The sequence below is a fragment of the Oxalobacteraceae bacterium OTU3CAMAD1 genome (assembly GCA_024123915.1).
In the GTDB taxonomy this organism is placed as follows: Bacteria; Pseudomonadota; Gammaproteobacteria; order Burkholderiales; family Burkholderiaceae_D; genus Rugamonas.
Genome location: CP099650.1, coordinates 2964399 through 2985162, shown reverse-complemented (window position 1 = coordinate 2985162; position 20764 = coordinate 2964399). Strand labels below are relative to the sequence as shown.

16 protein-coding genes are annotated in these 20764 nt (G+C 64.2%); 5 read left to right on the top strand and 11 right to left on the bottom strand.

Annotated elements, in window-relative coordinates; translation table 11 throughout:
- Positions 1-26: 26 nt before the first annotated feature.
- From NHH88_12905 to NHH88_12885, 5 genes are all read right to left on the bottom strand, one after another.
- Entirely contained in the window at positions 27-1262 is a 1236-nt protein-coding gene (locus NHH88_12905; protein ID USX16621.1) for a cyanophycinase, read from the bottom strand.
- 68 nt (positions 1263-1330) lie between these two features.
- Positions 1331-1915, bottom strand: a complete 585-nt coding sequence (locus tag NHH88_12900; protein ID USX16620.1) for a PEP-CTERM sorting domain-containing protein — start codon at positions 1913-1915, stop codon at positions 1331-1333.
- Between the two features lie 125 nt (positions 1916-2040).
- Positions 2041-3465, bottom strand: coding sequence for a TolC family protein (locus tag NHH88_12895; GenBank protein ID USX16619.1), 1425 nt, complete (start codon positions 3463-3465; stop codon positions 2041-2043).
- Positions 3462-6806, bottom strand: coding sequence for an efflux RND transporter permease subunit (locus NHH88_12890; GenBank protein USX16618.1), 3345 nt, complete (start codon positions 6804-6806; stop codon positions 3462-3464). Before NHH88_12890 ends, NHH88_12895 begins: the two co-directional genes overlap by 4 nt.
- An 11-nt stretch (positions 6807-6817) precedes the next feature.
- The gene (locus NHH88_12885) at positions 6818-8044 is read right to left on the bottom strand and encodes an efflux RND transporter periplasmic adaptor subunit (GenBank protein USX16617.1); all 1227 of its coding nucleotides are present in this window, start codon (positions 8042-8044) and stop codon (positions 6818-6820) included.
- A gap of 239 nt (positions 8045-8283) precedes the next feature.
- Between NHH88_12885 and NHH88_12880 the strand changes: the two genes are divergently transcribed.
- The 3 genes from NHH88_12880 (at position 8284) to NHH88_12870 (ending at position 10885) form a co-directional block, all read left to right on the top strand.
- Entirely contained in the window at positions 8284-9303 is a 1020-nt protein-coding gene (locus tag NHH88_12880) for an SDR family oxidoreductase (GenBank protein USX16616.1), read from the top strand.
- 28 nt (positions 9304-9331) lie between these two features.
- On the top strand, positions 9332-10048 hold the full coding sequence (locus tag NHH88_12875) for a succinate dehydrogenase iron-sulfur subunit (protein USX16615.1): 717 nt from the start codon (positions 9332-9334) through the stop codon (positions 10046-10048).
- A 141-nt stretch (positions 10049-10189) separates the two neighbouring features.
- Complete coding sequence (locus NHH88_12870; protein ID USX16614.1) at positions 10190-10885, top strand: Crp/Fnr family transcriptional regulator; 696 nt, start codon at positions 10190-10192, stop codon at positions 10883-10885.
- Positions 10886-10952: 67 nt separating this feature from the next.
- Here NHH88_12870 and NHH88_12865 read toward each other — a convergent pair whose 3' ends face one another.
- On the bottom strand, positions 10953-11855 hold the full coding sequence (locus tag NHH88_12865) for a LysR family transcriptional regulator (GenBank protein USX16613.1): 903 nt from the start codon (positions 11853-11855) through the stop codon (positions 10953-10955).
- Positions 11856-11957: 102 nt separating this feature from the next.
- Here NHH88_12865 and NHH88_12860 point away from each other — a divergent pair, with 102 nt between their 5' ends.
- Both NHH88_12860 and NHH88_12855 read left to right on the top strand, forming a co-directional pair.
- Complete coding sequence (locus NHH88_12860) at positions 11958-12602, top strand: 4-carboxy-4-hydroxy-2-oxoadipate aldolase/oxaloacetate decarboxylase (protein ID USX16612.1); 645 nt, start codon at positions 11958-11960, stop codon at positions 12600-12602.
- Positions 12603-12644: 42 nt separating this feature from the next.
- A complete protein-coding gene (locus tag NHH88_12855; protein ID USX16611.1) occupies positions 12645-13976 on the top strand; it encodes an MFS transporter in 1332 nt (443 codons plus the stop codon).
- A 134-nt stretch (positions 13977-14110) separates the two neighbouring features.
- On the opposite strand, the gene NHH88_12850 is transcribed toward NHH88_12855, so the two are convergent.
- From NHH88_12850 to NHH88_12830, 5 genes are all read right to left on the bottom strand, one after another.
- Entirely contained in the window at positions 14111-15112 is a 1002-nt protein-coding gene (locus NHH88_12850; GenBank protein USX16610.1) for an NADP-dependent oxidoreductase, read from the bottom strand.
- 21 nt (positions 15113-15133) lie between these two features.
- Positions 15134-15979: an oxidoreductase gene (locus NHH88_12845; GenBank protein USX16609.1), complete on the bottom strand. Its 846-nt coding sequence runs from the start codon at positions 15977-15979 to the stop codon at positions 15134-15136.
- 117 nt (positions 15980-16096) lie between these two features.
- Positions 16097-16738, bottom strand: a complete 642-nt coding sequence (locus NHH88_12840; protein USX16608.1) for a TetR/AcrR family transcriptional regulator — start codon at positions 16736-16738, stop codon at positions 16097-16099.
- Between the two features lie 44 nt (positions 16739-16782).
- A complete protein-coding gene (locus NHH88_12835) occupies positions 16783-17493 on the bottom strand; it encodes a GntR family transcriptional regulator (GenBank protein ID USX16607.1) in 711 nt (236 codons plus the stop codon).
- 75 nt (positions 17494-17568) lie between these two features.
- A complete protein-coding gene (locus NHH88_12830) occupies positions 17569-20541 on the bottom strand; it encodes a DUF4982 domain-containing protein (protein USX16606.1) in 2973 nt (990 codons plus the stop codon).
- Positions 20542-20764: the final 223 nt, after the last annotated feature.

The following is a 20764-nucleotide window of genomic DNA, read 5'->3' as shown; positions in this document are numbered from 1 at the left end:
ACGGGCGGCGCCAATCAGCGCGCCCCTCAGTACCAGTCCGCAGGAAACAGCGCGCCGGAGGTGACGTCCAGCTGTTTATACAGCGGTACGCCTGTCCAGTCCGTGATATTAAAAACTGTATTCGAGTCCGCCAGCTTTTTCACTTCGACATTGGGGACTGTCAGGGGTGTTTTGGATTTGCATACACTTGGCGGAACGGAGGGACGAACAAAATACACCGCACTTTCCGTTGTCGTCGAAGGGTTGGTGACCCGCTTGGCTGTAACCGGATTCCCGTTGCCATTTCCTTGGACCAGCAATGCAGTCTCGACGCTTATGCCGATGCCGCGCGCGGTCATATTGCCGCTGGAGGATGCGGGCAGCACGCCGCCGATGCATCCGAAGGTGCCGCCCGGCGTTGTCGTTGGCGCCACTATTCTTGAAATAAAGGTGATAAAGCGCCCCATGCGATCGCGGCTATCGAAATGGGAATCGAAAATCATACTTGCCAACGCCGGCGGTGCGATAAAACCGCCTTGCAAACTCAAGGGATTTGGGTCGAAAGTGATGTCCTTGGAGTAAGGATCGAGCATCGACGCTTCCGACGTGGCAGATTTATAGAGTGCGGAATAATCGAACTGTCCTAGCACTGCTAGCCCCGCGCTGGTGCCGCCGACAGGGACATTTTTCTGCATCAATGTCTTTAACGTCTGTTCGAGGGCCGTACCTTTCCAAAAACGGATGTAATCACTCTGATCGCCACCCGCGATAAACACGACGTTGGCCTTAGCCAGGATGGCATTGACGGCCGGGCTATTCGCCGCATTCACACTCGGAATCACCAGCGTCTCCACCGATGTCAGGCCCAGGGAGGCGCCGCCCACCCACATGTCAGCGATTGTATTAGAGGTCGACAGCGTCTCATCGCTATAAAATATGTAGGGGTTATATGCCTCTGTTCCGGTGGCCCGAATGACCACAAATCTTCCCCCGGTACCTGGTCCGATGCCTGCCCGTTGGATCAGCCATCGGAAGGCGGGATCTACGTCGGGCCCTCCACCCATCAGTACAAATGATGGCGTCGGCAGGACCGATGGTGCTGTCACAACGGCATTCACATCACCCGTTGCGAAATAGGAATAGAGTGCGATTGGTTTCGCCGGTTCGAATTTTGCTCCAGCATATACAGGACCGGCAAAAAAAACCGATGCCATTGCGAGTATTATCGCGCCTTGATTTGAAAAAATCCGGATGATCCACTGGTAGAAAAAGCGTGTCAACATTTTCGAACTCCGGTAGCGATCGTTGAGGAACTGGCCACTCTGCGGGAACAACTATGAAGTACTGGGATCTAACAACGACGCCGCTTGAGAACGGCCGAGACTAACAACAACCCACCCAGCATCATCGCAAAGACAGGTGATTCAGGCACGGGAGAAACACCAACGGACAGCGTGCCGTAGTTCCACCTGCCCTCCGGTTCGTCAAACGCAAGGTCCTTGAATCCGTCATGAAACTCGACGCGCAAAATGCCATCGGCACCCACTGCAAAAATCTGTCCCAGGTCGCCCAGGTTCTGGAAGCCCGCGTAGTCTGCTGTCCCGTCAAAATCATCGCCATCGCCGGGCGTGAAAGTGACGCCTGTGCCCAGGGAATCGCTGAAGGTGATTTGCATTTCGGACAAGTAGCTGCCGACATAACTCGTCACGTTCACATCCCACTTGAGGCTGGTAATTGAAGCTCCTGACCCAACGTAAAAGTCCCACACCACATTACTCGCGGAACCTCTTTCGTCAAAATTCGGGATGTCGTCCGTATGTATCAGCAGTTGGTACGGAACAGGACTGGTCCCCTCTGCTTTCGCGAAGCCGAAACCCATTGCCGCAGTCACAATCACCAGCGCCATCAGGCGCCGCACATAATTTAACCTTGGCATGATTTTTCCCCGTAAATAAATACGATCAAACGCAGAAGACTGGGTACACAACGCGTAGTAATTGTATAACTAACTTGTGCCGTCAAATCGTTCGATGTAAAAAAAACATGGGTTCGCGTCACACTTTATTGGCTCGGCACGTCCCATCCTCCCGCCAGCGCCTTGTACACCGCCACCAGCGTCGTGGCCGCTCCCGCCTGCGACTGCGCCAGCCTGTCGCGCGCCGCCAGCAGCTCGCGCTCGGCGTCCAGCACCGTCAGGAAGTCGGTCGAGCCGACCGCGAAACGCTCACGCGCAATCAGCGCGGCCTGCTCCGACGACTGCGCCGACTCATACAGCAACGCGGCCTGACGCTGGCTGCGCGTGTACGACGCCAGCGCGCCCTCTGTCTCTTCCAGCGCCGTCAGCACCGCGCGCTCGTACGCGATCATCGCGCCATCGTTGCGCGCGTCGGCGGCGGCGATCTGCGCGCGGATACGCCCGAAGTCCAGCAGATTCCACGTCAGCTGCGCGCCCAGGTTGTAGACATAGGCCGGCCCCTTCGCCAGTTCGCTCAGATGCTGCGCATTCTGTCCCAACGTCCCCCCAAGCACGATCTGCGGGAACAGCGCGCTGCGCGCCACGCCCCCCTGCGCCGCCGCCGCGCTGACCTGCGCCTCGGCCAACTGGATGTCGGGACGGCGCCGCAGCATCGCCGCCGGCGATCCGATCGCCGACAACTCGACCGCCTGCAAGCCCGGCAAAGGCTTGACCGGCTCCAGCTCCGCGTCGAGCGCCGTCGGCTGCTGGCCGCACAGCACCGCGATGCGGTAGCGGGTGCGTATCAGCGCCGATTCCAGCGCCGGGATATTGGCCGCCGTCGATTTGACCAGCGCCCGCGCGCGTTCGCTGTCGAGCGCCGTGCCACGGCCAACATCGAGCCGCGCGTCGACCAGCTTGAGCGCCTCGTTCTGCGTCTCCAGCGAGGAGACGGCGACCCGCAACTGCTCCTGCAGGCCGCGCAGGTCGAAGTAGTTGCGCGCCACCTCGGCCGCCACGCTCACCTGCGCCGCCCGCACGCCGGCCGCGCCGACCAGCACATTGGCCTCGGCGGCGCGACGGGCGTCGCCCAGGCGGCCGAACAAATCGGCCTCCCAGCTGACATCCAGCCCGGCGGAGTAGTTGTTGTTGGTGCTGACGACACCCGCGTCATTCGGTCCCCTGATGCGCGCGGCGCCCGCGCTCACGCCAATGCTGGGCAACAGATTGGCGTCGGCGAAGCGGTTCAGCGCGCGCGCCTCGCGCAGGCTCGCTGCGGCCGAACGCACGTCGGTGTTGGCCGCCAGCGCGCGCTCCACCAGGCTGTCCAGCAAGGGATCGTTGAAGCCGCGCCAGAACTGGCTGACCGGCTCCTCGGCCCTGGCGCTGGCCGGCGTGTTGGTGAAGCCGGCGCCCAGCACCGGTTCGAAATGCTTGGCGGGCGGCGCGCTCGAACAGGCGGCCAGCGCCAGCGCAACAGCGACGGCCAGACCGGCCGGACGCAGGGATGCCATGCGGCGCGACGTCATCATAAGTCCTCCTTGCGTGGTTCGTGCGCGGAAGGCGCAGGCTTCACGACATGCGGTGCGCCCGGCGCCCCCGCAGGACCGGCATCATCGACACCGGCATGGAACGGATGCGCGGCGGCGTCGATTTCGCGCCGCAGTTCTTCCGCATGCGCGCGACGCTTCTCGGTGCCCTTGCGCAGCAGCGCGTAGAACACCGGCGTCAGGAAAATCCCGAACAAGGTCACGCCGACCATGCCGGAGAACACCGCGATCCCCATCGCGCGGCGCATCTCGCTGCCCGCGCCGCTGCCGAGGATCAGCGGTATCACGCCGGCGCAGAAGGCAATCGACGTCATCAAAATCGGCCGCAGACGCAAATGGCAGGCCTCGATCACCGCGTCCACCATCGGCTTGCCCTGCTCTTCCAGCTCCTTGGCGAATTCCACGATCAAAATCGCGTTCTTGCACGCCAGGCCGACCAGCACCACCAGCGCCACCTGTGTGAACAGATTCAAATCCCCCGCCTGCCCAAACGGCGGGAAGTGCGACAGCCACACACCGAACAACGCCGACAAAATACACATCGGCACGATCATGATGATGGCCAGCGGCAGGCTCCAGCTCTCGTACTGCGCCGTCAGCACCAGCACCACCAGCACCACAGACAGGAACAGCACCGCGCCCAGGGTCGGTATCTTGATGTCCAGCCCCGGCAAGGTCACGGAACGCGTCAGCCGGTCCTGGTAAGCCAGGTCGGTCCACTCGTACGACATGCCGCGCGGGAGGCTCTTGACCAGGCGCTCGATCTCCGCCTCCGACTGTCCGCTGGAGAAGCCCGGGTTGGCGGCGCCGTTGATGTCCGCCGAAGGGAAGCCGTTATAGCGCGTCACCCGGGTCGGACCGAAGGTCGGATTGACCTGCATGACGGAACCCAGCGGCACCATCTGTCCGGCCGAATTGCGCGTCTCCAGCCGCGCAATGCTGTCGGCGCGGGAGCGGAACGGCGCGTCGGCCTGCACCACCACCTGGTAGGTCTTGCCGAAGCGGGTGAAGTCGTTCACGTACAGCGAGCCCAGATTGATCTGCAAGGTGTCGTAGATGTCCTGCAGCGGCACGCCCATCTGCTTGGCCTTGGTGCGGTCGACGTCCGCGAACAGCTGCGGCACGTTGATGTCGTAGGTCGAATAAGGCGTGCCGATGCTCGATTTTTGATTGCCGTAGATCTGACCGAGCACGCCCCAGACGGCGCCATACAGCGCCTGCTCACCCTGGCTGCCGCGATCCTGCACCTGCACCTTGAAGCCGCCCGCGTTACCCAGGCCGTCAACGGCCGGCGGCGGCACCACGAACATGCGCGCGCCCTGTATCTGCTGGATCGCGCCATTGACCTTGCCGAGGATCGCGTCCTTCGACAGGTCGCCGGAGGTGCGCTTGTCGAACGGCGCCAGGCCGAAGAAGACGATGCCCTCGTTCGGCGAGGCCGAGAAACCTGCGATCGACAATCCCGGGAAGGCGATCGAATCGGTGATGCCCGGCACCTTGAGCGCGATGTCGCTCATGTCGCGGATCACCTTCTCTGTGCGCGCCAGCGAGGAGCCGGCCGGCAGCTGCGCCACGCCGATCAGATACTGTTTGTCCGGCGCCGGCACGAAACCACTCGGAATGCGCGTAAACAGCAGCCCTGTCAGCACCAGCAGCACGCCGTACACCACCAGCACCAGCGACTTGCGCCCCAGCAGACCGGTCACGCCCCGGCTGTAAGCCGCGCTGCGGCGCTGGAACATGCAGTTAAACCAGTGGAAGAAGCGGCCGAACACCTTGTCCATGCCGCGCGAGAGGCGGTCCTTGGGCGCGTCGTGCGGCCGCAGGAGCAGCGCCGCCAGCGCCGGCGACAACGTCAGCGAATTGAACGCCGAGATCACCGTCGAAATGGCGATGGTCGCGGCGAACTGCTTGTAGAACTGGCCGGACAGGCCGGGTACGAACGTCAGCGGAATAAACACCGCGCACAGCACCAGCGCGATGGCGATGATCGGGCCACTGACCTCGTTCATCGCCTTGACCGTGGCGGCGTGCGGCGTAAGGCCATCGGCGATGTTGCGCTCGACGTTTTCCACCACCACGATGGCGTCATCGACGACGATACCGATCGCCAGCACCAGCCCGAAAAGCGTCAGCGTGTTGATCGAATACCCCAGCAACAGCAGCACCGCGAAGGTGCCGACGATGGACACCGGCACCGCCAGCAGCGGAATCACCGAGGCGCGCCACGTTTGCAGGAAGATGATCACCACCAGCACCACCAGCAGCACCGCCTCGATCAGCGTGTGCACCACTTTCTCGATCGACGTCTGCACGAAGCGCGTCGGATCGTAGACGATGTCGTAGTCGACACCCTTGGGGAAGTTGGCCTTCAGGCGCGCCATCGTCGCCCGCACGTCGTCCGACAGCTGCAGCGCGTTCGATCCCGGCGCCTGGAAGATGGCGATCGCCGCCGCCTCCTTATTGTTCAGCAGACTACGCAGCGAATAAGTACTGGCGCTCATCTCGACGCGGCCGATATCCTTGATGCGCACCACCGCGCCGTTGGCCGGATCGCTGCGCACGATGATGTTGGAAAAATCCTCTTCCGTGATCAGGCGGCCCTGCGCGTTGACCTGCAACTGGAAATCCGTGTCGTCCGGCGACGGCGGCGAGCCGACCACGCCGGCCGCCACCTGCGCGTTCTGCTCGCGGATCGACGCGACCACGTCGCCCGCGGTCATGCCGCGCGCCGCCAGTTGCTGGGGATTGAGCCACACGCGCATCGCGTAATCGCCCGCGCCAAATTGCAGCACCGATCCCATGCCCGGTATGCGCAGCAAATCGTCGCGCACGTTCAGGTTGGCGTAGTTGCGCAGATAGAGCGCGTCGTGGCTGTTGTCGGGACTGACCATGTGCACCACCATGGTCAGGTTGGGCGACTGCTTCTCGGTCGTCACGCCGATGGTGCGAACGATCTCCGGCAGCCGTGGCAAGGCGCGGTTGATGCGGTTCTGCACCGCCGTCTCGGCCTGCTCCGGCACCGTGCCGATCTTGAACGTCACGGTCAGCGCCATGCTGCCGTCGGCCGTTGCGCGGCTTTCGAAGTACAGCATGTTTTCCAGGCCGTTGATCTGCTCCTCCAGCGGCGCGGCCACGGTTTCCGAAATCACGCGCGGATTAGCGCCCGGGAACTGGGCGCGCACGACGATCTGCGGCGGCGCCACTTCCGGATACTCCGAAATCGGCAGCTGGAAAATGGCCAGCACGCCGACCAGGAAAATGAACAGCGAAAGAACGGTGGCGAAGCGCGGACGATCAATGAAAAACCGTGAGATATCCATGCGTGCGCCCCTCAGCTCTTGGCGGTGGCGGGAGCGGCCGGCGCGGCCGGAGCGCCAGGGGGCGGCGCCGGAATCGGCACGCCCTTGTCGTCGACCTTGAGCTGCTGCGGCGTGACGGGGGCGCCGGGCATGGCGCGCAGCAGGCCGTCGACGATCACCAGTTCGCCGGGTTTGACGCCGGTGACGGCGCGCATGCCGCCTATCAGCGCGCCGGTCTTGACCTCGCGCTGGTCGACGATGTTGTTCTTGCCGACGATGAGCACCACCTTGCGCGTCTGGTCGGTGCTGATGGCGCGGTCCAGCACCATCGTCGCCGTGTACTTGCCGCTGCCGACCAGTTGCAGGCGCGCGAACAACCCCGGCGTGTACAAGCCGTCCTTGTTGTCGAACACGGCGCGCCCGCGCATCGAGGCGGTGGCCGGATTGAGGCGATTGTCGACGAAGTCCATCTTGCCCGCGTGCGGGAAGCCCTCCTCGTTGGCCAGGCCCAGTCGCACCTCGTTGGGCGTGTCGCGCGACGAGCCGCGCGAGCCTTCGCGCGCCGAGCGCATATATTTCAGGTAGATCGCCTCGCTGGCGTCGAAGTAGGCGTAGACACGGTCGCTCGACACCACCGTCGTCAGCACCGGGTCGCCGACGCTGACCAGATTACCCTCGGTGATGTTGGCGCGCGAGGTGCGGCCCGTGACCGGCGCCGTGATGTTGGTGAATTCGAGATTGAGCCTGGCCTGCGACAGCGCCGCCTCGGCCGCCTTGACGTTGGCCTGGGCGCTCGCCAGCGCCGCGCGCAGTTGATCGATTTCCTGCTGGCTGACGCCACGCACCGACACCAGCTTTTCCGCGCGCGCCAACTCGGTCCTGTTCAATTCACCCTGGGTTTTCGCGGCCAGCAGTTGGGCCTCCAGCCGCGCCGCCTCGGCGGCGAACGGACGCGGATCGATGGTGAACAGCCGCTCGCCCTTCTTGACCACCTGGCCCTCGCGGAAATGCACCTTGGTCAGCATCCCGGCCACGCGGGAGCGTATGTCGACCGTGTCCGGCGCTTCCAGCCTGGCCGTGAACTCGTCGAACTCCTGCACCTCGCGCTGGACCACCGGCGCCACCGACACAGGCGGCGGACCGCCGGCATGCTGGCCGCCGTCGTCGCCCTTCCCGCAGGCCGCCAAGGTCAGCACGAGGCCGCACATGAAGGAATTTTTCGCCCAGCCCGAGCGTGACAGTACGGCCAGAATTTCCATCGTTGACTCCCAATAACGGTGACAAGCGGTAAGTTGCTGGTTGATACTAAATTAAGTGACTGAATTCTGACAAAAAAATATTGGCTTGTCATTAACTTTAACCGCCAAAGGGACTACAGCGTTCGGAAAAAGCCGAAAAGCCCGTCATTTCGCCTCCTACCGGGCACCAAGCGCCAGTCCTACACCACAGCTCATCCCCCGTGACAAAATATTCGTCACACTTCACGTGCGGAGCGATCATGCAAGTTCCTTTGAAAAGACTGTCCGAGCAAGTCATAGTGATCACCGGCGCCACCAGCGGCATCGGCCTGACGACGGCGCGCATGGCGGCCGACGGCGGCGCCAGCCTGGTGGTGGCCGCGCGCAACGCCGAGGCCCTCAACCAGCGGGCCGAGGAGCTGGGCGCGCGCGGCGCGCAGGCGCTGGCCGTGCCCACCGACGTCGGTGTCCGCGACGAGGTCGCCAAGCTGGGCCAGGCCGCCATCGACCGCTTCGGCCGCATCGACACCTGGGTCAACAATGCCGGTGTCTCCATCTTCGGCCGTCACGAGGACGTCACCGACGAAGACCGGCAGCGCCTGTTCCAGACCAATTTCTGGGGCGTGGTGCACGGTTCGCTCGAGGCGCTGCGCCGCATGAAGCGCGACGGTGGCGCCTTGATCAACGTCGGCAGCGAGGTGTCCGACCGCGCAATACCGCTGCAGGGGATCTACTCGGCCTCCAAGCATGCCGTGAAGGGGTTCACCGACTCGCTGCGCATGGAGATCGAAAAGGACGGGGTGCCGATCTCGGTCACCCTGATCAAGCCGGCCGCCATCGACACCATGCTGACCGTGCACGCCAAGAACTACCTGCAACACGAGCCGCGCCTGCCGCCGCCGCTGTACGCGCCGGAGGTCGTCGCCGGCGCCATCCTGCACGCCGCCCAGCACCCGCAGCGCGACGTCTACGTGGGAGGCGCCGCGAAGATGATCGCGGTCGGCAGCTTTCACATGCCGCGCCTTTTCGACCGTTATATGAAGGCGACCATGTTCAAGCAGCAGCAATCGGACCGCCCGGCCCTGCCCGACCGGCGCGACACCTTATACGCGCCCGACAGCCACGAGTTGCAGCAGCGGCTGGGCACCCGGTACAGCCGCGTTCACGAGCGCTCGCCCTACACCGCGATCGCCCTGCGTTCCGGCCCGCTGACGACCGCGCTGCTGTTCGGCGGCGCGGCGTTCGCCGCGTGGAAGCTGCTGGCGCGCGCGCCGCGCTGACATCCCTGGTTGAGATAGGAGAAAAAATATGGCACAAAACGGTCCCGTGCACCTGAAAATCTACCGCTACGACCCGGACACCGGAGAGCCGCCGCGCATGCAGGACTACACTGTGCAGGCCGGCTACAAGGGCACGATGGTGCTCGACCTGCTCATGCAGATCAAAAGCGACATCGACGACAGCCTGTCGTTCCGGCGCTCCTGCCGCGAGGGCGTATGCGGCTCGGACGCGATGAACATCAACGGCAAGAACGGCCTGGCCTGCGTGGCGCCGATCGCGACGACGCGCCAGCCCATCGTGCTGCGGCCGCTGCCGGGCGTGCCGGTGGTGCGGGACCTGATCGTCGATCTGAGCGAATTCTGGAAGCAGTACCACTCGATCAAGCCCTACCTGGTCAATCACGATCCGCCAACCGATCGCGAGCGCTTGCAGTCGCCTGAAGACCGCGAAAAACTCAACGGATTGTACGAGTGCATCCTGTGCGCCTGCTGCTCCACCGCCTGCCCCACCTTCTGGTGGAATCCGGACCGTTTCGTCGGCCCGGCCGGGCTGCTGCAGGCCTACCGCTTCATCGCCGACACGCGCGACAGCATCCCGTCGGAACGGCTCGATGACCTGAGCGACGCCTACCGCCTGTTCCGCTGCCGCACGATCATGAACTGCACCGACGTCTGTCCGAAGGAACTCAATCCGGCGGCCGCGATCAGCGAAATCCGCGATCTGCTGGTGCGGCGTATGATTTAGCGTGTGCGAAGGGGGAGGAATTTGACGCAGATCAATTTTTTTTGATTTGAGACTTGCTAGGCTACCCATACCTTGCCTCAGATCCTAGCTATGTTGCCGTCCACCTCAGCCGTACCCCGCTCCGAACAGACCAGCACTGGCTTGTCTTCCACCTGCCGCGAATGTCCCACACGCGAGCATTGCCTGCCGGCTGGTCTCGATTCCTCGGAACTGCACAGCTTTGAACACACGGTCGCGCGCCGCCAACACCTCAAGCGGCACGAACGGCTTTATCGGCGCGGCATGCCGCTCGAACATCTATATATCGTATCAAGCGGCCAGATCAAAACCGAACGGCCGATGCCGGATGGCCGCCCGCAGGTGCTCGGTTTTTACCTGCCGGGACAATTGCTCGGTCTGGACGCGCTGTCGTCGCACGCTTACTGCTGCGACGCCGTCGCGCTGTGCGACAGCACGGTGTGCGCGATCTCGTACGCGATGCTCACCAGCCTGATACAGCAGCGCAGCACGCTGCTGCTGCGTTTTCACGCGCTGTTCGGCACCGAGCTGGCACGCCAGCAAACCAACATGCTATTGCTCGGTAACGCCAAGGCGCCGCAGCGGCTGGCCGCTTTTTTAATGGACCTGGCGTCCAGCCACCAAGCGCCGGCGCCACCGGCGCCGGCGTTCGAACTGCGCATGTCGCGCGACGACATCGCATCCCACCTCGGGCTCGCGCTGGAAAGCGTGAGCCGTCAACTGACGCAGTTTCGCGCGGCCGGCCTGCTGGAAGTCCAGAACCGCCGCATCGAGTTACTCGATGCCGATGCGCTGCGGGCGATCGCTATTTCTTCATAGGAGGCGGCATGTCTTATAAAACCATCCTGGTCCACATAGACCGCTCCATCCGCACGGAACCCGCCGCCTACGGACTTTCGCTCTCGCGGACGATGTCCAGGAAGGCGGCCACCAGCTTGCTGCTTTCGTTGTTGCGCGTGACCGCCACCACGGTGGTGCTGGCGTGGATATCGCGCACCGGTATGAAGGCGACGTCGTTGCGCTTATTGTCGGCGATCGAACGCCCCACCAAGGTCGCGCCCAGCCCCGCGCTCACCAGCGCCAGCGCCGTGTAAATCTCCACCGCGCCATGCGCCACCGTTGGCTCGGCGCCGCCGGCGGCCTTCAATATCGCCACGATCTGCTGCCCGAAGGGGCTGAGCGGATCTTTCGGATACAGGATGAACGGCACCTCGGCCAGCGCCGCCGCCGTCACCGATTTGCGCCGCGCCAACGGATGGTGGATCGGCAGCGCCGCCACCAGCGGATCATCCAGCTTGACCGCGTGCGTCAAATCGTCCGGCGCCTCGAAGTCGCCGATGAAACGCGACAATCCGACATCGATGCGGTTTTGCCGCAGTTGCGCCGGCTGGTATTCGGACAAGGCCTCCACCAGATCGAGCTGCACCTCCGGATAGGCGGCGCGGAACCGGCGTATCACGCGCGGCAGTAGCGAGAACGTGGACGAACGCGTGAAACCGATCGAGAGCGAACCACCACTGCCGCTGGCGATGCCGCGCGCCTCGCTATCGAGCCGCGACATCTGCAGCAGCAGCTCTTTCGCGCGCGGATAGAAGAACTTACCGAGGTCCGTCAGCGCCATCGGCCGCCGCGAGCGGTCGAACAACTCTCCCCCCAACTGCGACTCCAATTGCGCCAGCTGCATGCTGATGGCGGTCGGCGCAACGAACAGTCGCTCGGCAGCGTTGGCCGCGCTGCCCGCCTCCACCACCTCGCAAAAGTAGCGCATCGTCTTCAGGGTCATATTCATTTTTTTTGATCCAAGGCTCAAAAATCGATGTTTGATATCTAAATCACTTTATATAAAACTCCTTGCAAGGTCAACACAACCATAACCACAAGGAGACACCCCATGAACCCGACCAGTCCCGATACCCTGCGCGGATTGCGCGAACTCGGCGCCGCCACCGTGCACGAAGCCCAAGGCGGCAAAGGCGCCCTCGACAGCGGCATGAAACCCATCGACGCCGCCATGCGCGTCGCCGGCCCGGCCTTCACGGTGGACGCCCGTCCCGCCGACAACCTGATGCTGCACTACGCCATGCTCAAGGCACGGCCGGGCGACGTGCTGGTGGTCGACGCCAAGGGCTTCCTCGAAGCCGGCGTGTGGGGCGACGTCTTCACCGAACAGGCCATGAAGATGGGCCTTGCCGGATTGGTCATCAACGGCGCCGTGCGCGACGCCGCCGCCATCATCGCGGCGGGCTTTCCCGTCTTCGCGCGCGGTCTGTCGATCAAGGGCACGGGCAAGCATCAGCCGGGCCGCATCAATGTCCCCGTGATCATCGGCGACGTGCAAATCCAACCCGGCGACATCGTCATCGGCGACCAGGACGGCCTGGTGGTCGTGGCGCGCGAAGAAGCCGACGCGGTGCTGGCGGCGGGCCGCGCCCGCGAAGAGAAGGAAGCGGCCTACCGCGAGCAGATCAGAAACGGCGCCACGACCGTCGATCTGCTGGACCTGGCCGAGACGTTGCAGCGCCTGAATCTGCGCTAACCCATAGCGCAATCCCCAAAAAACACAAAACCAGGAGACATCATGCATAGCAAATCCATTACGGTGGAGGACACCGCTCGGCCAACGAAATACCGCTGGTTCGTCGCCGCGCTGTTCTTCGTCATCTACACCATCGCCGCCGCCGACCGCGCCAATCTTGGCGTCGCGCTGCCGTTCCTGCGCAAGGAGTTCGCGATGACCAATACCGAGGCGGGTGGCCTGGTCAGCCTGTTCCTGATCGCCTACGGACTGGCGCAGCTGCCGTCGGCCTGGCTGCTGTCGCGCTTCGGCATCCGCAAGGTGTTCACGATCTCGATGATATTGACGTCGATCGCCACCGGCCTGACCGGCATGGTCAGCTCGCTGCTGGCATTGAAGGTGTGCCGCCTTGCGCTGGGCGTGGCGGAGGGACCGCTGCCGATCGGCGTCACCTCCACCATCAACAACTGGTTCCCCGCGCGTGAAAAAGGCACGGCCACCGGCATCTTCCTGTCGTCGGTTAAATTCGGGCCGGTGATCACGCCCATCCTCGGCGCCGCCATCATCGCCGCGTGGGGCTGGAAGGAAGTGTTCATCCTGTTCGCCATTCCCGGCATTCTGCTGTCGGTGCTGTGGTATTTTTTGGTCGCCAACCAGCCGTCGGAGAGCCGCTTCGTCAACAGCGCGGAGCTGGCGCGCATCACCGAGGACGGTGGCGGCAAAAATAGCCGCAGCCAGGGCGCCGCTTCCAGACCGATTCCATGGCTCGACAAACTGATACGCGTGCGCGACGAAAAGGTGTTGGACACCACCGGCGGCGTGCTCAAATCGTGGAACATCATCGGCTGCGCGCTGGGTTACTGCTGCCAGCTGGGCATCTCCAGTGTGCTGCTGGCATGGATACCGACCTATCTGCTGACGGTGAAGAATTTCTCGGTGATGAATATGGGCTTTGTCGCGGCGGCCCCGTGGGTGGGCGCGGTGGTCGGCAACATCCTCGGCGGCCTGTTCGCCGACCGGGTGCTCGATAAACGCCGCAAACCGGGCATGCTGATTTCGGCGGCGTCCACCGCCGTCATGATGTATGTGCTGATCAACGCGCCGGCCGACCCGGTCACCTACGGTTTCCTGCTGTTCCTGACCGGCATCTTGCTGAGCATCGGCTACTCGGCGTACATGGTGTATCCGATGGCGTTCGTCTCGAAGGAGAAATTCCCCACCGCGAACGCGGTGGTGAACATGGGCGGACAACTGGGCGGCGCGGCCACGCCGTGGATCGTCGGCATGCTGCTCGATAGCCTGGGCTGGGACTATGTGTTCGGCTTCATGGCCGCGATATCGTGCCTCACCTTCCTGGTGGTGTTGACGATCTCCGAACCCCTTAAACTGAGGTAAATCACGTGGGGCGGATTAGGCGGAACGCCGTAATCGGCCATCCATGCGCCGTCGGCGGCTCGCCGATGGCCGATTACGCTTCGCTAATCCGCCCTACGTGGCTCCGCAACGGATCGGGCAATGCAGCATTGGTATCATCGTATTTTGATGACGACCTTGCCCTTCGACCGGCCGGTTTCGACGTAGGCCAGCGCCTCCTTGGTCTCGTCGAACGGGAACACCCGGTCGACCACCGGGCGGATGGCGCCGGCGTCGATCAGGTCCGCGATCTGCCGCAGCTGCTCGCCGCTGGCGCGCATGAACAGGAAGGAGTAGCTGACGCCGGCCGCCTTGGCCTTGCTGCGGATGCCGTAACTGAGCATGCGCATGACCAGCCCCACCAGCGCGTTCACGCCGTGCGCCTTGGCGAAGTCCGGGTCCGGCGGGCCGGCGATACCAATGACTTTGCCGCCCGGTTTGAGCACGCTCAACGATTTTTTCTGCGTCACGCCGCCCTGCGAATCGAGCACCAGATCGTAGTCGCGCAGCCGCAGCGCGAAATCGTCCTTCTTGTAGTCGATGACGATGTCGGCGCCCAGCTGTTTCAGCATGGGCGCGTTGGCCGCGCTGGCGGTCGTGGCGACGGTGGCGCCCAGATGCTTGGCCAGCTGGATGGCGACCGTCCCCACACCGCCGGTGCCGGCGTGTATCAGTACCTTCTGGCCCTTTTTCAGCCGGCCTTTTTCGACCAGCGCCTGCCACGCCGTCAGGGCCACCAGCGGCATCGCCGCAGCCTGCTCCATCGTCAAGGTCTTCGGCTTGAGCGCCAGCGAGTCCTCCTTGATCGTGATGAATTCGGCGAACGTGCCGATACGGTCGTCGTCGGGCCGCGCATACACCTCGTCGCCGACGTTGAAGCGGCGCACGCCAGCACCCACGCGCACCACCACGCCGGCCATGTCGTTGCCCAGGATGAGCGGCAGGCGATATGGCAGCAGCAGCTTGAATGCTCCGTCGCGGATTTTCAGGTCCAGCGGATTGACGCTGGCCGCGTGGATCTGCACCAGCACGTCGTCGGCGCGCAGCTCGGGCTCTGGCATCTCGCTGGCGCGCACGACATCGGCTTTGCCGTAACGGTCAATAATAAATGCCTTCATGTCTCTCTCCGGTGATCGTTCTTATTCCAGCACGGCGGCGACGGGGCCGACCGGCGGCTGCGAGTCGAGCTTCATATCCTTGCGGATGGCCGCCTCCACCAGCGCGGCCGGCGCGAACCGGCGCAACGCCCGCAAACGCCCGGCCACCGCGCCAGCCGTGTAGCGCACCTTCGGACGCGCGTCGCGCGCCGCCTTCAGCACCGTCTCGGCCACCACCTGCGGACGGTCGGACTTCGCCATCGATTCCTTCACGAAGTCCGCCAGCGAGGCGCGCAGCGCGCGGTACTCCGGCAGTTGGGCGTCGGCCTGCAACTGGTTGGCGTCGAACGGCGTATTCACGTACGCCGGCTCGATCAGCGAGACCCGCACACCCTGGGTGCGCAACTCCTGGTCCATCGACTCCGAATAGGCTTCGACCGCGTGCTTGGTGGCGCAGTACAGCGCCGCATACGGTATCGCCACGAGTCCGAGCACGGAACTGATATTCAGGATGCGCCCCTCGCGCTGCCGGCGCATGTGCGGCAACACCGCGCGCGTCATCCGCACCAGGCCGAAGAAGTTCGTGTCGAAGATGGCCTGCGCCTGCGCCATGCTGCTCTCCTGAGCCGCCGCCGGCGCCACGCCGAAACCGGCGTTGTTGACCAGCAGGTCGATGCGGCCGTGGCGGCGCATCACCTCGGCCACCAGGTCCGCCACCGATTCGTCGCTGGTGACGTCCAGCGCCAGCATCTCGAAGCCGCGCTGCGATGTCGATGTGCCTTTGCGGCTGGTGCCGTAGACCGTATAACCGGCTTGGGCCAGCAACTCGGCCGTTGCCTCGCCGATTCCCGACGAGGCGCCGGTAACGATTGCAATCTTATTGTTCATGGTGATGCCCTCATTGTGATCCCATTCGCGGGAGTTGGTACTAAAATAAAATATGACGATCATCATATTATGGTTTAAAAAAAACGGCCGGGACGGCCGCCGCCTGGTGGGCAACCTTTAATCGCCCACCGGTGAAAAATACTTGAGCGCCGCTTCGCGCAGTGATTTCGCCAGCGCCGGATCGTCCACCGCCCTGGCCAGCACCACCGTGCCGACCATCGTGCTGATCCTCACCATCGCCTCGTCGTGCGCGCTGCGATCGCCGCCTTCCGGTATTTCGCGCGCCACGATATCGATCAACTGCTGGATGTGGCGCGTGGCCACGTGCCGCACTTCCGGCGCCTGGCGGTGCATCTCCGATCCCAGCGCGGAGACCGCGCAACCGCGTTCGACGCCGTTCAAATGCTCGTCCGACAAATAGGCTTCCGCCAGCGACTGCAAGGCCTGCCCCTCCGGCGCGGCTTTCAACAGCTGGTCCGTCCAGGCCAGGGCTTCAGCGCGCGCGCGGTCTGCCGCTTCGGCCAGCAGCGCTTCGCGCGAGGCGAAGTGCGCGTAGAAGCCGCCGTGCGTCAGCCCGGCTTCCTTCATGATATCCGCCACGCCGGTGCCGTCGTAGCCGCTGCGGCGGATCGCCCGCGAAGCGACTTCCACGATGCGCTCGTGCGTCACTTCCTTGCGGGCCTGCGTGGCGCGCAACTGTGGCGTCTTGGCTTTCGCCGGGGGGCTGGTCGATTTATCCTTCTGCATGACGATCATCATATACCATTTTTCGGCAACGCGCCAACCCGCGTTATTTTGACGAATTACCCTTGCACAGGCGGCAACACGAAGTCGGGATACTTCTCGCGCAGCGCGTCGAGCTCCGACAGGGTGCCCGACAGATGGCGGCGCACGGCGTTGCGCGCCTGCTCCGAATCACCTGCGGCGATGGCGCCGGCGATCTCACCGTGATCGTCCAGTATGCGCTGGGCCTTGCTGTTGAGGGGAAGATGCAGGCGGCGCAGGCGATCCAGATTGCCGCTCAGCCGCCGAACCAGATGCCATAAGTCGGCAACGTCGGCCGCCATGTACAAAGTCCGGTGGAATTCCAGGTCGGCGCGGGCGAAGCTTTCCAGGTCGCCGCGCTCGAGGGCCAGGCGCTGGCGCGCCAGCAGGTCGGCCAGTTCGCCGTCCAGGGCCGGCGGACGGCGCCCGCACAACTGGTGCGCGGTCTCCAGCTCCACCGACAGCCGCAGCACGTGCGCCTGGCGCGCCGAGGTCAGGTCGATGGCGCTCACGCGCGTCAGGTGCTGGGGATAGATGTCCACCAGGCGCTCCTCCTCAAGGCGCAGCAGCGCGTCGCGGATCGGCGTGATGGACAGCTTGAAGTAATCGGCCAGTTGCTGCCGCGCGAGCACGGTGCCCGGCTCCAGCACATTGGTGACGATCTTTTCGCGCAAATGTTCAAACACCTGCGCGGTGGCGTTACGTGTGCGATCCAAGGAAAAAGCACCCGGCAGCGATTGCAAAGCCATAGAGGGAGAGACTGGCGTGTGATAAGGGCTCATATATTAACATATCAGCATCACCCTCCGGCCCTGCGGCCCGGCTCACGGCGCCCGGTAAAACTCGATTTCGACGATGGACAACACCCCCTTGGGCGTGGTGTTGGCGCCGGTGTCGACGATCGCCTGGTTGGCCACCTCCGTCATCTTGACCGCGTTGCCCTCCTCGGCCACGCCGTTCAGCTCCACCTTGACCACGCTGCCCCGGCGCGGCTTGAGCGGCAGGGTCACGTAGCCCAGGCTTTTCGGCGTCATGCCGGAGAAAACCACCTCCCCGTCGACCGAGATCCTGAGCGGGTAGCTGCGTTCGCGCCAGCCCGACAGCTTCATCGCGATCTCTTTCAAGGTGGCCGCTTGCGCCAGCCGGTAGGTGATGGACGGCGTGCCCTCCCCCGGTTTGCTGACCCACTTGGTGGTTTCGTCATCGTCGTAGGAGTTGGCGACATCGGCCGCGTTGCTGGCCGCTTCCGCCGATGCCGGTTGCACCGCCACCCGCGTCACCTTGTACGACGGCGTGGCCGGCGTCGGTCCGCGCTCCAGATGCACTGGCAGGTCCGCGCCCGGCAAACGCGTCGACAAGCCGTTCCCCGACGCCGCCGGCAGCGTATCGAGCGCCAGCTCGGCGCCTGTCAGACCGGGCGCGCTGGCGCGCACGACGATCTTGCCGGCCTGCGTGGCGGTGCGGATCAGCACCCGGTTCACGCCCCCCTCGACCGGCAAGGTCCTGGCCAGCACGTGGTTGTTGGGTCCCTGCGCGATGCCGCCGCGCCATTCGGCCGGCCCTTGCAGATCGAAGCTGACCGTGTCCAGCGCGACCGGATTGCGGCGTCCCTGCGCGTCCACCACCTCCACCTGTACCAGCGCCAGGTCGGCGCCATCGGCCTGCAGGCCGGACGGCGACGTGATAGACGTCAGTTTGAGCGCGGCCGGAGCGCCGGCCGTCGACAGCACGGCTTCGCACACCTGTTTGCCGGCGGCGTCGAAGCCCACCGCTTTCAGCTCGCCCGGCTGCCACGCCACGTCGTCGAACGTGAACAAAAAGCGTTCGCTTTGGCGCCCCTGTCCGAGCGGCTTGCCGTTCAAGCGCAGCTCCACCTTGTCCGCGCTGGAGATCACCGTCACCGCCTTGGTGGTGCCGGCGGCGTAGTTCCAATGGCCGACGATATGTGCGCGCGGCTTCTCGACGTCGACCCAGCCGTCCCACATGACCTGGTGCGCGTAGAAGCCGTCCTTCGGTATGCGCATCGCATCGACCTCGCCGCTGCGGCGGTAGTTTTCGGCGCCGCGATGGTGGGTGTTACTGTCCGAGAAAACGATATTGACGCCGCCCGACGACACGCGCGTGCCGGTGCCGGGCCGCTCGCGCCAGTAGTCGTACCAGCGCTTGACGTTCTCGATCGCGTGCGTGTCCTGGTTGCGGTTATAGACGCTGGCGTCCTGGCCCTTGTGCAGCGGGCCGTCGCCGTCCTTGTGGAACGGCGGCGTCAGATTGTCCCAGAACTTGCGGGCGCCCTCGTCGCGTGAATACTCCATCGCCCACATCGGGATGCGCGCGCTCTTGTTCACGTACAGCATCTCGCCGCCATATTCGGCCACCTGCTGCAGGCGCGCGCTGAGCATCTCGCGGCTGCCGGACGCGCGCCCGCCATGGGGGTCGAACTGGTCGCGCAGCGCCTTCATCTCCAGCATGTGCGGCTCGCTAACGCCACGGTTGCCGCTTTCGTAGAAGATGATGCTCGGGCTATTGCGGTTGTAGATGATTGCGTCGCGCATGACCTCAATGCGCTGCTCCCAGCGCCGGCCGGTGACGTCGGCCTCCGAATCGCCCGGCGGCATCGCCTGCATCAATCCAAGCCGGTCGAGCGATTCGACATCCTGCTTCCACGGCGTGATGTGCATCCAGCGTATCAGGTTGGCGTTGCTGGCCAGCGCCAGGCCATTACTGTAATCGCTCAGCCAGGCCGGCACCGACATGCCGATCGCCGGCCACTCGTTGGAGGTGCGCTGCGCGTAGCCCTTCATCTGCAGCACGCGGTCGTTCAGCTTGACCATGCCGTCGGCGAAGCCGGTCTTGCGGAAACCGGTGCGCGTCGCCAGCTCGTCGACCGCTTTGCCGTCGACCTTGAGGATGGTCTGCACGTCGTACAGGTAGCCGTAGCCCCAGCTCCAGAAGTGCAGGTCCTTGACCGGCGCGCTGGCCTTGACGACCGTCGTCGCGCCCGGCGCCAGCGTCTGCGCGGGCGAACCGAAAGCGGCCACTTGACGGCCTTCGCGGTCGCGTATCCGCACCTCGTAGGTGAAGCTGCGCGGCTGGTCGTAGTCGTTGCGCACCTGGGATTCGGCGGTCACCGTCGCCTTACGTCCGGGAATATCGAAGTCGCTCGCGTACACATAGACACCGGTGGTGCCCAGGCTCGAATACAGCGGCAAGGTCTGATACAGCTTGTCCGTCACGTGCAGGCGCACGTTCTTCGACAGGCCGCCGTAGTTGGCGTTGAAGTTCTTGTCCGACCACTGGTAGCGCTGGCCGGTGGCCTTCTCGCGGTAGTCCCAGCTGTTATCGGTGCGCACCGCGACCGTGTTTTCGCCGTCGACCAGCGCGGCGGTGATGTCGAAGCCGAAGGCGTTGATGCCGTTCTCGTGCAACCCCATGCGCTTGCCGTTGACGTACACCTCGGCCGCCTGGCGCGCGCCCTCGAATTCCAGGAACACCTTCTGGCCGCGCGCGGCCGCCGGCAGGGTGAAGCGTTTGCGGTACCAGGCCACGCCGGTCGACTGGTCGACGATGTCCTTGCCGAAGGCGTCGTCCTCGTTCCAGGCGCGCGGCAGGGTCACGCGCTTCCAGGCTTGGTCGTCGAAGCCCGCCTGCGCCGCGTCGGCCGGATCGGCGACGGCCAGGCGCCAGTCGGGATTGAAGTTATAGGTCAGGCGCTCGGCCTGCGCCGGGAACGGCAGCGCGATGCAGCAGGTGATCAAGAACGCCGGCAGGGTCGTGGCCGGGAAACGTCGACGGGTCATATGCGCTTTCAATGAGGGATAGGGCCGACACCACGCCGCCCGCACTAAAATATTAGCATTTTAGCGACGCAGCAAAACCCCTCCAGACGCAATGATCAACAAGCTGAGCAAAGACGGGGATACGTAGGGCGGATTAGGCGGAACGCCGTAATCGGCCATGCCTGCGCCATCGGCGACGCAGGCATGGCCGATTACGCTTCGCTAATCCGCCCTACGTGTTTAC

What these genes read in the sequence shown, in the direction of transcription:
- NHH88_12830 (USX16606.1), bottom strand. Translation starts at nt 20,541, where the DNA reads ATGACCCGTCGACGTTTCCCGGCCACGACCCTGCCGGCGTTCTTGATC.
- NHH88_12855 (USX16611.1), top strand. Translation starts at nt 12,645, where the DNA reads ATGCATAGCAAATCCATTACGGTGGAGGACACCGCTCGGCCAACGAAA.
- NHH88_12890 (USX16618.1), bottom strand. Translation starts at nt 6,806, where the DNA reads ATGGATATCTCACGGTTTTTCATTGATCGTCCGCGCTTCGCCACCGTT.
- NHH88_12850 (USX16610.1), bottom strand. Translation starts at nt 15,112, where the DNA reads ATGAAGGCATTTATTATTGACCGTTACGGCAAAGCCGATGTCGTGCGC.
- NHH88_12835 (USX16607.1), bottom strand. Translation starts at nt 17,493, where the DNA reads ATGGCTTTGCAATCGCTGCCGGGTGCTTTTTCCTTGGATCGCACACGT.
- NHH88_12865 (USX16613.1), bottom strand. Translation starts at nt 11,855, where the DNA reads ATGAATATGACCCTGAAGACGATGCGCTACTTTTGCGAGGTGGTGGAG.
- NHH88_12905 (USX16621.1), bottom strand. Translation starts at nt 1,262, where the DNA reads ATGTTGACACGCTTTTTCTACCAGTGGATCATCCGGATTTTTTCAAAT.
- NHH88_12860 (USX16612.1), top strand. Translation starts at nt 11,958, where the DNA reads ATGAACCCGACCAGTCCCGATACCCTGCGCGGATTGCGCGAACTCGGC.
- NHH88_12900 (USX16620.1), bottom strand. Translation starts at nt 1,915, where the DNA reads ATGCCAAGGTTAAATTATGTGCGGCGCCTGATGGCGCTGGTGATTGTG.
- NHH88_12880 (USX16616.1), top strand. Translation starts at nt 8,284, where the DNA reads ATGCAAGTTCCTTTGAAAAGACTGTCCGAGCAAGTCATAGTGATCACC.
- NHH88_12845 (USX16609.1), bottom strand. Translation starts at nt 15,979, where the DNA reads ATGAACAATAAGATTGCAATCGTTACCGGCGCCTCGTCGGGAATCGGC.
- NHH88_12875 (USX16615.1), top strand. Translation starts at nt 9,332, where the DNA reads ATGGCACAAAACGGTCCCGTGCACCTGAAAATCTACCGCTACGACCCG.
- NHH88_12885 (USX16617.1), bottom strand. Translation starts at nt 8,044, where the DNA reads ATGGAAATTCTGGCCGTACTGTCACGCTCGGGCTGGGCGAAAAATTCC.
- NHH88_12895 (USX16619.1), bottom strand. Translation starts at nt 3,465, where the DNA reads ATGATGACGTCGCGCCGCATGGCATCCCTGCGTCCGGCCGGTCTGGCC.
- NHH88_12840 (USX16608.1), bottom strand. Translation starts at nt 16,738, where the DNA reads ATGATGATCGTCATGCAGAAGGATAAATCGACCAGCCCCCCGGCGAAA.